The sequence below is a fragment of the Glycomyces salinus genome (genome assembly GCF_016428645.1).
Lineage (GTDB): Bacteria > Actinomycetota > Actinomycetes > Mycobacteriales > Micromonosporaceae > Glycomyces > Glycomyces salinus.
Genome location: NZ_JAELXW010000078.1, coordinates 1 through 14,437 on the forward strand (window position 1 = coordinate 1; position 14,437 = coordinate 14,437).

The window sequence follows — 14,437 nt, forward strand, 5'->3', positions numbered from 1 at the left end:
GGACCCAAACGCTCCTAGCGTGCGGGCGACTGTCGTTGAAACAGGAATCACCTCCCAGTGATGGGTGGAACCCCTCCCGAAACGGAGGGGAGAAAGTCAAGCGCCTCGCTCCCTCATGAGCCTCTCGAGTATTCCGGCCGCCGGTCCGGGGCCGTGGCGGGTCCAGGCTGTGGCCACGGTGAGGCCGCGGCCCGTGAGCGCGCCTTCGGTGTCGATCAGGGCGATCTCGGCGACCTGACGTCTGGGTCCGGTGCGTCGCAGGTGGACGATGACGCGGAGTGCGGCCACGAGTTGGGCGTGCAGTCCGGCCCGTGGCATGCCGTGCGGGAGCGCGAGCGCTTCGAGGCGGGCGGGCGCGTCGGCGGCGGTGTTGCAGTGGAGGGTCCCGGCCCCGCCTTCGTGGCCGGTGTTGAGGGCGCCGAGCAGTTCGGAGACTTCGGCTCCGCGGCATTCGCCGACGATGATCCTGTTCGGCCGCATTCTGAGTGCTTCCTTGACGAGGGCGGCCAGGTCGATCGCTCCGGCGCCCTCGATGTTGGCCGGGCGGGATTCGAGGGTGAGCGTGTGCGGGTGGTCGGGTGCCAGTTCGGCGGCGTCCTCGACGATGACGATGCGTTCGGTCGGGTCGGCGGCCGAGAGCAGGGTCGCGAGCATGGTGGTCTTTCCGGTGCCGGTTCCGCCGGTGACCAGAAAGTTGAGTTTGGCCGCCACCAGGCGCAGCAGGAGTTCGGCCATGTCGGCGGTGACCGTGTCGGCCTCGACCAGTTGGGAGAGGGTGAACGCGGTCGACCGGTGGGTGCGGAAGGAGAGGTAGGGGCCTTCGGAGGCGACCGGTGGGAGCACGGCGTGGAATCTGGTGCCGTCGGGCAGTCGCACGTCGGCGTAGGGGCTGCCCGAGTCGAGTCGGCGTCCGGCCGCGGCGGCGAGGCGGCAGGCCAGGGCGCGGATCGCCTCGGCGTCGCCGAGCCGGGTCCGGGTCGCCTCGAGGCCTTCGCCTCGGTCGATCCAGACTCCGTTGGCGCCGTTGACGACCACGTCGGTGACCGTGGGGTCCTCCAGCAGCGGTTGGAGTGGTCCTGCGCCGGTCAGGTCGTGGGCGAGGGCCTCGGTCATGCCCAGCAGGCCGGATTGGTCGGGCGGTGCGGTCCCGGTCGCGCGGAGGGCTCGGACGATGTCGGCGCCTTCGGGGCGGTGTCCGGTGGGCCGGTCGGGTCGGGTCTGGGCGGCCAGTTGGCGCCGGACCCGGCCGAGCACGTCGAGGTTCACCGGCGGGCTCCCGCCGGTTCGGGGGCCTGAGTGGAGAGGTGTCGCGCGATGGCTGCGAGGCGGCGGGCGGTGCGGCGTCTTGGGCTGCGGCCCTGCCGCAGTCTGGTGGCGAGGCGGCGGTCCTCGGGGAGGGTGCCCCATTCGGGCAGGTCGAGTTCGTCGGCGGTGCCGGGGTCGGTCGGAGGTTCGGGTCGGGCTCCGGTGCCGCGGCGGACGGCGCCCAGTTTGGGGGCGTGGGCGGCGTAGTCGGCGGCGACGGCGCGGGCGGCCTCCCAGCACCTGGGCGAGGGTCCGATGGCGATGGCGACCGCGCCGGAGGAGGCGGCGGCGCGGGCGGACGCGTCGGTGCGGTGGCGGGGCAGGTCGAGCACGACCAGGTCGGCTGCGGTGCGGGCGGCGCGCAGGACCCGTTCGAGGTCTTCGGGGTCGAGTGGGGCGCGGTTGCGGGGGTCGGGTGCGACCACGTGGAGGTGTTCGCGTTGGGGCAGCCCGGCGAGGAGGCGTTCGGGGTCGAGTTGGCCGGTTCCCGCGGCGAGGGAGGGCCAGCGCCAGCCGGGTTGGGCGGCCAGGCCCGCGGCGGTGTCGATGCCGCCGCCGGTCATGTCGAGGTCGATCAGGACGGTGCGGCGGCCATCGCGGGCGGCGGCGGTGGCTGTGGCGAGGGCGAGGGTGGAGGCGCCTGCGCCGCCGTGTCCGGCGACGGCGGCGGCCACGGGGGCGGGTGTGGTGTCCCTGGCGGCGCCGGCGAATCGGTCGAGGAGCCATTCGCGTCCTTCGGGGACGGCGATGACGTGGTCGGCGCGGAGCCGGATGGCGACCGGCCACAGCATGGAGGCGTCGGTGGGGTCGTTGCCGATCCAGGCGACGGTGGTGCACAGGATGAGGCCGCCCCGTTCGGGCAGGCCGTGGGCGAGGCAGGATTCGGCGGCGTCGGCGCCGACGACGACCAGGGGCGCCTTCTGCCAGCGGGTGCGGGCATCGGCGGGGTCGGTGAGGCGGCGCAGCGGGTGGCCCGCCGCGGCGGCGAGCGGGGCGACCTGTTCGGCGAGGCGGTCGTCCCCGGTGATCAGGAGGGATTCGGCCGCGCTGACGGCGGTCTTGACAGCGGTGGTGGCACCCATGACATCTCCTACGTTGCGTGTCGTTCGCATTGCTTGGAGTAACCGTGCCTCGGTCGCCGGAGTCCGGCAAGGAAGAGTTTCCGGCCTGTGGATAACTTCCGACGCGCCGTCGGCGAGCTGCGCAAAAAGAAGGGGACTGTCGCTTCGCGACAGTCCCCTTAGGTCGTACGGCCTACTCGGGGCGGATGCCCCAGACTCCGAACCAAGCCTCGCTGGGGGACAGCTCGATCAGGTCCTCGCCGGTCGCGAGCGCGTTCGGCGGGCAGGTGGTCGGCTCGATCGCCACCGCGGCCCGGTTCCGCTCCCCGGTGAGACCGTCGGAGGTGTAGATGTGGACCCAGTCGAAGGCGTCGTCCATCCACACCACGGTCGCCGCGCCGGACACCGGGTCGGCCAGCCGCACCTCGGCCGTGCCGTCGGAGGCGCGCGAGAGCTTGCCGTAGGCGTCGTCGATCACCGTCTCGCCCAGGGCGGTCGGCTCGACGAACTCCCCGGTGGTCTCGCCGACGGGGATCTGCTGCTTGTCGAGTTCGAGCTTCTTCTCGGCCGGGACCTGGAGGGTGGCCTCGCCGATCCGCTCGAGGTTCCCGGCCTTGAGGTAGCAGTGCGTGCCGAGGCCGAACGGCGCGGTCGTGGTGCCGGGGTTGGAGACGGTGTGGGCGGCGCGCAGGCCGCCGGGGCCGATCGACCAGCGCGTGCGCAGTTGCAGCGCCCAGGGGTAGCCCAGCCGCGCCGGGAGGCGGCATTCGAGCGTGACGGCGGTGTCGGTGACCTCCGCCGCGGTCCAGTCCATCCAGGCGACGAAGCCGTGGAGGGCGCTGTTGGTCTCGACCTCGTTGATCGGCAGCTGGTAGTCGGTGCCGTCGTACGAGTACTTCCCGTCGCGGACGCGGTTCGGCCACGGGGCCAGGACGTGGCCGGCCCAGCCGGGCGCGAGTTCGTCGTCGCCGTAGGTGCTCACGACATCGCGCCCCCGGTAGGTGTAGGAACGCACGCCGCCGCCGACGCCGACGATGGTCGCCTCGTGGTCGTTGTACGCGATCGACCATTGCTCGCCGGACAGCGCCATCGGGGGTACCTCCATGTCATTCTTGCCAGGGCGGGATGTGCTTCGACGTTACTTCATGACCGATGACCTGCGGCACGCGTATCAATGTGGGCGAGATCGCAACGAAACGTTGGTTCCGACAAGAGTCGTTATCGAAACCCTCCCATCGAAACCGACAAAACACCATAAAACACCCGCCTCACGGCGGGCGGTGCATATTTTGCGCCACTTTTGAACGCCCGATCGGGATCACCCCCGCGCGGCTCGCCCTTCCTTAGCCGAACACGTTGAGGCACCATTTCCCCAATAACTACGAACCGTCGCCTCCCGGAAGCCCCCGGTCGGCAAACAGGGACAACCACTCAGGAGTACAACGATGTCTGAGTTCAAGCCCGGGCTCGAGGGTGTGGTCGCCTTCGAGACCGAGATCGCCGAGCCCGACAAGGAAGGCGGGTCGCTGCGCTACCGCGGCGTCGACATCCAGGACCTGGTCGCGCAGAGCAGCTACGGCGATGTCTGGGGCCTGCTGGTCGACGGCCGGTTCGGCAACGGCCTGCCCGCGGCCGAGCCCGTCCCGGTGCCGGTCTCCTCCGGCGACACCCGGGTCGACGCCCAGGCAGCCGTCTCCATGCTCGCTCCCTTCTGGGGCCTCAAGCCGCTGCTGGACATCGACGACGCGACCGCCCGTGACGACCTCGCCCGCGTCTCGGTCACCACCCTGTCGTTCATCGCCCAGTCCGCCCGCGGATCCGGCCGCCCGGCCGTGCCCCAGTCCGAGATCGACAAGTCCGAGACCATCACCGAGCGGTTCATGCGCCGCTGGCGCGGCGAGCCCGACCCCGCCCACGTCAAGGCCGTCGACACCTATCTCATGTCGGCCGCCGAGCACGGCATGAACGCCTCCACCTTCACCGCCCGCGTCGTCGCCTCCACCGGCGCCGACGCCGCCGCCTCCGTCTCCTCGGGCATCGGCGCGCTCTCCGGCCCGCTCCACGGCGGCGCCCCCTCGCGCGTGCTCCACATGATCGAGGGCGTCGAGAAGTCCGGGGACGCCGAGGGCTACGTGAAGAACCTCCTCGACTCCGGCGAGCGGCTGATGGGCTTCGGCCACCGCGTCTACCGCGCCGAGGACCCGCGCTCGCGCGTGCTCCGCGCCGCGGCCAAGGAACTGGGCGCCCCCCGCTACGAGGTCGCCGAGGCGCTCGAGACCGCCGCGCTCGCCGAGCTCAAGGCCCGCAAGCCCGACCGCGTCCTGGCCACCAACGTCGAGTTCTGGTCGGCGGTGCTCCTCGACTTCGCCGAGGTCCCCGCCGAGCTGTTCACGCCGATGTTCACCTGCGCCCGCGTCGCCGGCTGGAGCGCCCACATCCTCGAGCAGAAGCAGCTCGGCCGGATCGTGCGCCCCAGCGCCAGGTACGTCGGCCCCGGACCCCGCAAGCCCTCCGACGTGGAGGGCTGGAAATAGCGAGACCGGCGAGGGCGGCACTGTTCGGTTAGGATCGGGGCGGAAACCCGCCCGCTGACCGAACGAGACTCCAATGCCCTCCCCGGCCCCCGCCCGTCGTCTTTCGCTGCGCCGGCGAGACCTCCTCATCGGTGGACTCGCCGGCCTCGCGGTGGTGGCGGCCGGCGCCGAAGCGGCGAAGTCGCTGTGGGACGCGACCGGGACCGGCCACCCGCTGCCCGACCACCCGGCGACCGGCCCGGTCCACCTGCAGATCGTGGCCCACCCCGACGACTGCCTCTACTTCATCAACCCGCGCGTCGGCCGCGCCATGAACGCCGGGGCCGGGATCTGCACCGTCGTGCTCACCGCCGGCGAGGCCGACGGCCGCAACAGCCGCGACCCGGTCGCCGCCCCCGACTGGGCCTCCTACGCCGCCGCCCGCAACACCGGGCTGCGCCGCGCCTACGCCTACCTGGCCACCGGCGACGCCGAATCACCCTGGGAGCGCTACTGCGCCCGCCTCGACTCCGGCCAGAACGTCGAGGTCTGCGTCCTGGCCGCCCGCCCCGAGATCCACGTGGTGTTCTGCTCGCTGTGGACGAACCTGGGGCGCCTGACCGGCCAGTACACCCGGCTGCTGTCGCTGTGGGAGGGGGACCTCGACGCCTCGGCGGTCCTGCCCCCGGCCGGCTCCCCTCTGGACGGCGGCGGCGCCGTCGACCGCGGCACGGTCGCCGCCAGCCTGCTCGAACTGCTCGACCACTACCGGCCGGCCGCGGTCAACACCCTCGACCCCGACCCCGACCAGGTCGTCGGGCCCGGGCTCGGGGCCGAGCAGCGCGGCTACTCCGACCACATCGACCACACCGCAGCGGCCCTGTTCGCCTGGGAGGCCCTCCGCGACTGGGGACACGCGCCGGTCATCGAGTCCTGGCGCGGCTACTACAACCGCCGCTGGCCCGGCAACCTCGGCGCGGCCGACCGCGACTTCAAGGGCCGGGCCCTGAACGTCTACTCCTGGGCCGACGGCGCCGAATGCGAGGCACCGGCCGGCTGCGGCGACCGCGTCGTCCTCGGCCCCGGCGTCGGCGACGCCTACGGCGCCGCCACCCACCCGCGCTACGGCGACGCCGTCGCCGCCGCCCGCCTCGACGGCCGACCCGTCCCGGTGACCGTCCGCGGCATGCGCCTGCACGCCCGGCGCGAGCAGACCTGGACCGACCTGGGCGGACCCGACCTGCTCCCCGCGCTCGCCGCCGCCGGTCCTCGCGTGTTCGCCATCGCCCCCGAGCACACGCCCGACCCGGACGCGCACGCCCGCGACCTGCACTGCCTCGACCTGTCCACCGGCGAGTGGGAGAACCTCGGCAACCCCGGCGGCGAAGGCGAGGCGGCCCGCCGCATCGGCGTGCCGACCGCCATCGCCAGCGGCGCGAACGTGCTGGTCGCCGTCCGCAGCCCCACCCGCGGCCTGGCCGCGCGCACCCGCTCGGGAAGCGACTGGTCGGAGTGGACGCAGCTCGAAGGCCGGATGGTCGACGCCTCCCCCAGCGCCTGGGCCCGGCCCGACGGCGGCCTGGGACTGGTCGCCGCCACGCCCGCCGGCCTCGCCGAATGGCGGTGGCACGGCGACCGGTGGACGACCCGCGACCTGCGCCTGCCGCACGTCGGCGGCGCCCCCGGGTACGTCCCGGCCAGCGCCGTGGCCGCCGCGGCCCTGCCCGACGGCCGCACCGTCATCGCCTCCCGCGGCGCCGGCAGCGCCGACGTCGTGGTCCACCTCGAAACCGCCGCCACCTGGACCGCCGCCGTCCTGCGCCTGGAAGGCGGCATCTACCCGCCGACGATAGCGACCGGGCCCGACAACACCGTCGCCGTCGCCGCCGACAACCACCTCGGGACCGCCGCGGTCGCCCTGATCCGAGCCGACGACCTCGAAAGCCCCGCCCCGGACCGGCCCGAGTTCCACTGGAGCCACGGCGACGTCGTCCTCTCCCGCCGCCCCGCCCTCGCCTTCGACGCCGAGGGCGGCCTGGCGCTGTGGACGGTCGGCGTCGACGGCGAGCCGTACACCGCCGCCTCGGCCCCAGGTGAGGCGCCCCCGGCCGCGTGGGGCCCCGCGCTCCGGACCGGTGACTGATCGCAGCTAGAGTGAGGCGGCAGGACCGACCAGAACGGAGCCGCAAGTGACCGACCAGATCACCATCCCCGCCGAACTCCTTCCCGCCGATGGGCGATTCGGGTCCGGGCCCTCCAAGGTGCCGGCCGAGGCGATGACCGCCCTGGCCGGGGTCGGCAGGTCCGTCATGGGCACCTCCCACCGCAAGAGCGCGGTCAAGGACCAGGTCGGGCGGCTGCGCCGCGGCCTGGCCGACCTGTTCTCGCTGCCCGAGGGCTACGAGGTGGTCATCGGCGTCGGCGGCACCACCGCCTTCTGGGAGGTCGCGGTGTTCGGCCTGGTCGAGGACCGGGCGCAGCTGGCCAGCTTCGGCGAGTTCGGCTCGAAGTTCGCGGGGGCCGTGAAGATCGCCCCGCACCTGGGGGAGCCGACCGTGGTCACCGGCGAGCCCGGCGGCGCGGCCTACCTGAGCGCCGAGGACGGGGTCGACGTCTACGCCACCCCGCACAACGAGACCAGCACCGGCGTGGCCGTCCCGGTCGAGCGCGTGGACGCCGAGGGCCTGATGCTGCACGACGCGACCAGCGCCGTCGCCGGTCTGCCGGTCGACATGTCCCGGACCGACTGCTACTACTTCGCCCCGCAGAAGGGCCTGGCCTCGGACGGCGGTCTGTGGATCGCGCTGATGAGCCCGGCCGCGATCGAGCGGGCCGAGCGCATCGCCGCCTCCGGCCGCTACATCCCGGCCTTCCTCGACCTCAAGACCGCGATCGACAACTCGCGCAAGGACCAGACCTACAACACCCCGGCGGTGGCCACGGTGTTCCTGGCGGCCGAGCAGGTGGACGCGCTCAATGCCGCGGGCGGCCTGGACGCGGCGGTCAAGCGCTGCGCGGAGTCGGCCGGGACGCTGTACTCCTGGGCGGCCTCGCGCGAGTTCGCGACGCCGTACGTGGCCGACGAGAAACTGCGCTCGAACGTGGTCGCCACGATCGACTTCGACGGCGTGGACGCGGCCGAGATCGCGAAGGTCCTGCGCGCCAACGGCGTGGTCGACACCGAGCCGTACCGCAAGCTGGGCCGCAACCAGCTGCGCATCGCCACCTACCCGGCGGTGGACCCGGCCGACGCGGCCAAGCTGACCGAGTCGATCGACTACGTCGTCGAGCGGCTCTCCTAGCGGGCATGCGCGATCCCGCGTGGCTTCGGACGCTGCCGTTGCTCATCGAGCACCAGCGCGTCCGCACCACTCCGGTCAAGTCGGAGACCTCCGCCACCGCGCAGCGGTTGACGTTCGACGACGGCTCGTCGCTGTTCGCGAAGTTCGCCGAGAACGGGCGGCCGGGGTTCCTGGCCGCCGAGGCCGGCGGTCTGCGCTGGCTGCGCGAGGCCAGTGACGCGGTCGTCGAGGTGCTCTACGCCGACGACGAGATGCTGGTCGAGCCGTGGCTGGAGCCGGGCCAGCCGAGCCCGGGCCACGCCCGCGAGCTGGGCCGCCAGATCGCGGCGGTCCACGCCGCCGGCGCCGAGCGGTACGGGGCGCCCTGGACCGGGTACATCGGCGAGACGTTCATGGACAACACCGAGAGCGACTCGACCTGGGCCGAGTGGTACGCCGCGCGCCGCATCGAGCCGTACTTGGGGCCTTCGCGCGACAACGGCGCCCTCGACTCCTCGGACGTGGCCGCGATCGAGGCGCTCGCCGCGAGGCTCCCCGGCCTGGCCGGGCCCGCCGAGCCGCCCGCGCGCACGCACGGCGACCTGTGGTGGGGCAACGTCCACTGGACCGCCGAGCGGGCCTGGATGATCGACCCGGCCGCGCACGGCGGGCACCGCGAGACCGACCTGGCGAACCTGCGGCTGTGGGGCGGGGTGCCGCACTTCGAGTCGATCCTGGCCGGATACCAGGAGGTCAGTCCGCTGGCCGCGGGCTGGGAGGAACGCGTGGGGCTGCATCAGATGTTCCCGCTGCTGGTCCACACGACCCTGTTCGGCCGCCCCTATCGCGCCCAGTTGATGGGAATCGTGTCTCACTTTACGAAACTGTCATATTGACGAACTAGACTCGTTGCATGTCTGGCCACAGCCTCCGCGACCGGCACGGCCGGGTGGCGACCGACCTGCGGGTCTCGCTGACCGACCGGTGCAACCTCCGCTGCACCTACTGCATGCCCGAGGCCGGTCTGCCGTGGCTGCCCAAACCCGAGCTGCTGACCGACCACGAGGTCATCCGCCTGGTCGGCGTCGCGGTCACCAGGCTGGGGGTCACCGAAGTCCGATTCACCGGAGGGGAGCCGCTGCTGCGGCCGGGGCTGCCCGCCATCGTCGAGGCCGTCGGCCGGCTCGACCCCAGGCCCGAGATCTCCCTGACCACCAACGCCATCGGCCTCGAACGCCTGGCCCCGGTGCTGGTCGAGGCCGGGCTCGACCGCGTCAACGTCTCCCTGGACACCCTCGAACCCGACCGGTTCAAGGAACTGGCCAAACGCGACCGGCTCGAGCGGACCCTGCACGGCATCAAGGCCGCCTCCCAGGCCGGTCTCGACCCGGTCAAGCTCAACACCGTGCTCATGCGCGGGGTCAACGACGACGAGGCCCCGGCGCTGCTGCGCTTCGCCCTCGCCCACGACTACCAGCTGCGGTTCATCGAGCAGATGCCCCTCGACGCCGGGGGCACCTGGCGGCGCGACCAGATGGTCACCGCCGCCGAGATCCTCGAATCGCTGAAGGCGGAGTTCGACCTGGTCCCCGACCCGGCCCACCGCGGCTCGGCCCCGGCCGAGACCTGGCTGGTCGACGGCGGGCCCGCCAAGGTCGGCGTCATCGGCTCGGTCACGCGCCCGTTCTGCGGCGACTGCGACCGCACCCGCCTGACCGCCGACGGGCAGGTGCGGAACTGCCTGTTCGCCCGCGACGAGACCGACCTGCGCGACCTGGCCCGCTCCGGGGCCGGCGACGAGGAGATCGCCGAGCGCTGGCAGGCGGCGATGCTGGGCAAGAAGCCCGGCCACGGCATCGACGACCCCTCCTTCCTGCAGCCGGCCCGGCCGATGTCGGCGATCGGAGGCTGAGTTGAACGTCAAGGTCCGCTATTTCGCCGGGGCCAAGTCCGCCGCCGGAGTCTCGGAGGAGGAAGTGGACGCGGCCAGCGTCGGCGAGCTCAAAGACGCCCTGGCCGAACGCCACGGCCCGGCCCTGGGGAAGGTCCTGGCCGCGGCCACCGTGCTGGTCGACGGCCGGGCCGCGCGCGAAGAGAACCTGGGCCTGGCCGCCGGGACCACCGTCGAGATCCTCCCTCCGTTCGCCGGAGGCTGACCGCCGGGGAGCCGCCTGGCTCCCGTCGAATCCGATTTGCGAGGATGCAGGGGTGCGCCGACCTGACGAGACAACGAAACCACAGGTGGCGTCCCCGTTGTTCGAGCTGTCGGCTGATATGCGGACCGGCTCCGAGCGGCGGCGCCGGACGCACCGAGGCGGCCACCACCGGTCCCAACGCGAGGCGGTGCCGATGCCCGAACCGGCCCTGACCACTCGCGACCCCGAGCCGTGGATGGACTCCGCCCCGCTGCTGACCGGCATGGACGAGGTCGGCGCGGGCCTGCTCGACTCCCTGGACGCCATGCAGCGCGTGGCGGCCTCGGCCGGACCGGGCCCGCTGCTCATCAACGCCGCCCCCGGGACCGGCAAGACCCACCTGCTCGTCCGCCGCGTCGCCTACCTAGTCGCCGAGCTCGGCATCCCGGCCCGCCAGTGCCTGGTCGTGGCCGCCTCCTCGACCGGCGCCGCGCGCATCAGGCGCGAGCTGGGGACGCTGCTGGAGTCCGAGGCCGCCGACATCACCGTCGCCGAGTTCGCCGACTTCACCGCCGAGAACTCGAAGGTGTCCGCGCACCTGCGCGCCGCCCCCGAACTGGGGCACCTGTTCGTCGACGACCTGCCGCGCATGCCCATGCGGCTGTACCGGCAGCTGATGGAGCACCGCGGTCCCGCCGCCGACGTCACCGCCGCCGGGGACCCCGACTCGGCGCTGTGCGCGGGCGAGCCGGCCGCGTTCACCGCCTTCTCCGAGCAGTTCTCGCAGGCCCACGTGGTGCGCCTGTCGCGCAACCACCGCAGCCCGGCGGCGGTGCTGGTGGCCTCCTCGCAGGTCATCGAGCCGATCAGCCGCGTGCCCGGCCGGTTGACGCAGCCGCAGCGCCCGGCCCTGGAGGGCTCGGGGATCGGCCGCTTCCACGCCGCCGACGAGGCCGACGAGCAGCGCTTCGTCGCCGACCTGACCGCGCGCCTGGAGGAGATGGGAGTCGACTCCGAAGAGATCGCCGTCATCGGCTCCGACCGCATGTCGGTCGCCGAGGCCGCCGACGGCGAGTACCGGGTGGTGTGCCTGACCGGGATGACCCAGGAGGGCTGGCCGAACACCCCCGAGGCCCGGCGCGAGCTGTACGTGGCACTCAGCCGCACCCGAGACCTGGCCTACGTCAGCCACACCGGCCCCGGCTCGCCGCTGCTGGCCGATGTGGATAAGGGCCTGTTCAGTCCATTCGGGATGGTCCCGGTGACCCGCTCCGGCCCTGAGCAGCCGCGACTGCTCTGACACTCCCTGGCATTCGACGACGCGGAGTTCCCACGCGACCACGGACCGATAGGCCACAATAGGTCGCATACCCGCAAGTCGACCCCAGGGAGGCCCGATGGAGCACACCGAAGAGGACACTGTGCCTCTGCACCGGCCGGGCGCTCCGGGGTGGTCGCCGTTCGCCCCGCAAGGGGCGAACCGAGAGCACAGTGCCACGCAAGGAGCGGACCAGGAGCCCGCCGGGCATGGAGCGCCCGGGGCCCCTTCGGATACGAGTGCGGCGACGCCCGCCGAACCCGCGCCGCGCCCCGAGCAGCCGCCCTCCGCGCCCGTCGCGCCGTCCCTGCCTCCCCGCACCGACATCGCCCCGGTCCAGGCATTCCCCGACCACTACGGCGCGCTCGAGCGCGCCCCGGTCACCGCCGACGACTTCGCCAGCCGCCGCGTCGTCCCTCCGCGCCCGCCGGTGGCCGAGACGGGCCTGCGCGGGGCCCTCCATCGGATCACCTTCGGACTGCTCGCCCTCCCGCCCAGCCCCCGAGAACGCGCCCACCAGCACAACGTCGAGACCGTCCGCCGCAACTTCGGCGGCCTGCGCCAGATCACCGTCGTCAACCCCAAGGGCGGGGCCGGGAAGACCGTCGCGGTCCTCATGCTCGCGCTCACCTTCGGGCGCGCCCGCGGCGGCTACGTCCTGGCCTGGGACAACAACGAGACCCAGGGGACCTTGGGGATGCGGGCTCAGCAGGACTTCCACGTCCGCACCGTCCGCGATCTTCTGCGCGACCTCGACCATTTCAAGGGCCCGACCGGGCGGGTCGGCGACCTGTCGCAGTACGTGCGCGCCCAGGGCGGCGCGATGTTCGACGTGCTGGCCTCCGATGAGTCGGCCACGGCCGGGGAGATGCTGACCGCCGGGTCGTTCGGGGAGCTGCGGGAGGCCATCTCCCGGTTCTACAAGCTGTTCGTGGTCGACACCGGCAACAACGTGCGCGCCGAGAACTGGCAGGCGGCCATCGACGCGACCGACCAGCTGGTGGTGACCATGTCGGCCCGCAACGACTCGGCCGAGACCGCCGCGCGCATGCTCGACCACCTCGAGCAGACCGGGCGCCGCGAACTGGTGCGGAACGCCGTCACGGTGGTGTCCATGCCGGCCCACCGCAAGGACGTCGACCTGCCGGCGGTGCAGCGGCACTTCGCCGCGCGCACCCGCGCGGTCCTGCTGGCGCCCTACGAGAAGCTCCTGGACTCCGGCGAGCCCATCCGCTACGACGCGCTGAGCAAGGCCACGCTGTCGGCCTGGCTGCGGATCGGATCGGCCGTGGCCGAAGGGCTTTGAGCCGGTTCAGCAGATCAGTCGCGCGCGGAAGCCGACGGCGACGGCATGGGCGCGGTCGTGGACTCCGAGCTTGCGGAACAGGCGCTTGGAGTGGGTCTTGACGGTGTCGACCGACAGGAACAACTCGGTGGCGATCTGCGCGTTCGACTTCCCTTCGGACATGGCCCGCAGGACCTGGATCTCTCGCGCTGTAAGGCGGTCGGCGCGTGCCGGGGTCGCCTGCCGTGGGATTCCCGCGGCGAGTCGGACCGCTTCGGAGCGGATGAGGATGAACGTCCGCGCCACCGCCACGGCGAGCAGGTCGGGCACGAGTTCCGGTCCGCACACCAGCGCGCTGGCGAGTTCATCGGCCTCGGGTCCGATGCCGAACACGCCGCGGGCACCGGCGGCGACGGCCGCGCCGGTCAGCCGCGATGTGACCGCGCCGACTACAATGAACGCGGTGTGCGGCCAGGTCCGGCGCACCCGCCTGAGGAACACCGCGTCGTCGGGCAGAGCCACGTAGGCGTCCACGACCAGTACCTCCACTGGGCGCTTCAACAGCATGGCAAGGGTCTCCCCACCCGTGTCGGCAGTGCGGACCGCGCAGTCGACGCCGTGCCGAACCGCGTCGTTGGCTATCCGCTTCGAGGCGGCGAAGGTGGATGAGCAGATCAGTACTGAAAGCAATGCGTATCCCATCGGCCGAAGACGCTCGTCGTGCGTCCTTAGTGTGGTTGTGCTGCGGGCGCGGCGGACGCTCGAGACCATTCGGCGACCTCGGTCGGGCACGGGCCGCGGCCGAGGCGATCGTTCGGCGCATCGGCGACGGTGTCGGCGGTATCGCCGAACGCATCACCGATCGGCTGTTCGACGAAGGGGAGTTCGTCGTCGTCTCGGCGGCCACCGGCCTGGGCGAGGATCCGCTTCCGCGGGTCGACTCGCACCTGGCGGCGATCGACGTGAACTCGGTCTGGCACCTCACGCAGGATGCCCTGGTCGGGGTGCTGTCGCTGGAGAACGTCGCCCGGATGCGGCTGGTGCTCGAGGTGCTGGATCGCCACGTGTCGGGGACGATCGGCGTCAGCCCGGTGTTCGCGGTGCTCCGGCGCGCCTCATGGGCGCTGGGGTTGGCCCAGTTGGTGGCGCAGCGGCACGCCGGATCGAAGACAGTCGAGCAGTTCCGCGACAACCCGATGAACGTGCTGGTCGCGTCGGCGCCCGATGCCGCGCACGAGACCACTCGGGCCATACTCGGCGGGCTGCTCGACCTGCCGTCCGATCGCCGGGACCTGCTGCTGGAGACGTTCACCGCCTGGATCGAGCTGGGCGGTTCGGCGCAGGCCACCGGGGAGCTGCTGGTCTGCCACCCGAACACGGTCCGGCACCGCCTGCGGCGCATCGAATTGGCGACCGGGAAGGACTTGACTCGTCCCGGCGACATCGCCGAGCTCGTGGCCGCCTGCCACGCCTGGTCGCAACTGCCGCAGTTCGGCGTCTAGGCCCAATGCCGTTCGGTTAGGGGTCTGCGTAGACGAT

The 14,437-nt window shown here is 72.5% G+C and carries 12 protein-coding genes and 1 pseudogene; 9 read left to right on the forward strand and 4 right to left on the reverse strand.

The window, feature by feature from the left end; translation table 11 throughout:
* Positions 1-96: 96 nt before the first annotated feature.
* The 3 genes from JFB92_RS18770 to JFB92_RS18775 all read right to left on the reverse strand — a co-directional run bounded on the left by JFB92_RS18770 (position 97) and on the right by JFB92_RS18775 (position 3,471).
* Complete coding sequence (locus JFB92_RS18770; protein WP_307789214.1) at positions 97-1,266, reverse strand: TadA family conjugal transfer-associated ATPase; 1,170 nt, start codon at positions 1,264-1,266, stop codon at positions 97-99.
* Positions 1,263-2,387 carry a septum site-determining protein Ssd gene (gene ssd / locus JFB92_RS25725; RefSeq protein ID WP_233163501.1) on the reverse strand — a complete coding sequence of 375 codons (1,125 nt, stop codon included), beginning with the start codon at positions 2,385-2,387 and terminating at the stop codon, positions 1,263-1,265. Before ssd ends, JFB92_RS18770 begins: the two co-directional genes overlap by 4 nt.
* 172 nt (positions 2,388-2,559) lie before the next feature.
* Positions 2,560-3,471, reverse strand: coding sequence for an aldose 1-epimerase family protein (locus JFB92_RS18775; RefSeq protein ID WP_233163502.1), 912 nt, complete (start codon positions 3,469-3,471; stop codon positions 2,560-2,562).
* A 340-nt stretch (positions 3,472-3,811) separates the two neighbouring features.
* Between JFB92_RS18775 and JFB92_RS18780 the strand changes: the two genes are divergently transcribed.
* From JFB92_RS18780 to JFB92_RS18815, 8 genes and pseudogenes are all read left to right on the forward strand, one after another.
* Positions 3,812-4,900, forward strand: coding sequence for a citrate synthase 2 (locus tag JFB92_RS18780; protein WP_199042379.1), 1,089 nt, complete (start codon positions 3,812-3,814; stop codon positions 4,898-4,900).
* Positions 4,901-4,973: 73 nt separating this feature from the next.
* A complete protein-coding gene (locus tag JFB92_RS18785) occupies positions 4,974-7,022 on the forward strand; it encodes a PIG-L family deacetylase (protein ID WP_199042381.1) in 2,049 nt (682 codons plus the stop codon).
* Between the two features lie 46 nt (positions 7,023-7,068).
* The gene (gene serC / locus JFB92_RS18790; RefSeq protein WP_199042383.1) at positions 7,069-8,181 is read left to right on the forward strand and encodes a phosphoserine transaminase; all 1,113 of its coding nucleotides are present in this window, start codon (positions 7,069-7,071) and stop codon (positions 8,179-8,181) included.
* A 5-nt stretch (positions 8,182-8,186) separates the two neighbouring features.
* Positions 8,187-9,056 carry a fructosamine kinase family protein gene (locus JFB92_RS18795; protein WP_199042386.1) on the forward strand — a complete coding sequence of 290 codons (870 nt, stop codon included), beginning with the start codon at positions 8,187-8,189 and terminating at the stop codon, positions 9,054-9,056.
* A 17-nt stretch (positions 9,057-9,073) separates the two neighbouring features.
* Complete coding sequence (gene moaA / locus JFB92_RS18800) at positions 9,074-10,072, forward strand: GTP 3',8-cyclase MoaA (protein ID WP_199042388.1); 999 nt, start codon at positions 9,074-9,076, stop codon at positions 10,070-10,072.
* 1 nt (position 10,073) lies between these two features.
* Entirely contained in the window at positions 10,074-10,316 is a 243-nt protein-coding gene (locus JFB92_RS18805) for a MoaD/ThiS family protein (protein WP_199042389.1), read from the forward strand.
* Between the two features lie 85 nt (positions 10,317-10,401).
* A complete protein-coding gene (locus tag JFB92_RS18810; protein WP_199042391.1) occupies positions 10,402-11,595 on the forward strand; it encodes a UvrD-helicase domain-containing protein in 1,194 nt (397 codons plus the stop codon).
* A gap of 67 nt (positions 11,596-11,662) precedes the next feature.
* Positions 11,663-12,919 (forward strand): annotated as a pseudogene (locus JFB92_RS18815) (MinD/ParA family ATP-binding protein); the annotation flags it as partial.
* A gap of 6 nt (positions 12,920-12,925) precedes the next feature.
* Here JFB92_RS18815 and JFB92_RS26695 read toward each other — a convergent pair.
* Complete coding sequence (locus JFB92_RS26695) at positions 12,926-13,588, reverse strand: helix-turn-helix transcriptional regulator (protein ID WP_307789215.1); 663 nt, start codon at positions 13,586-13,588, stop codon at positions 12,926-12,928.
* Here JFB92_RS26695 and JFB92_RS18825 point away from each other — a divergent pair.
* Positions 13,588-14,400, forward strand: a complete 813-nt coding sequence (locus JFB92_RS18825; protein ID WP_199042395.1) for a PucR family transcriptional regulator — start codon at positions 13,588-13,590, stop codon at positions 14,398-14,400. The genes JFB92_RS26695 and JFB92_RS18825 overlap by 1 nt on opposite strands.
* The last annotated feature ends 37 nt before the right edge of the window (positions 14,401-14,437 follow it).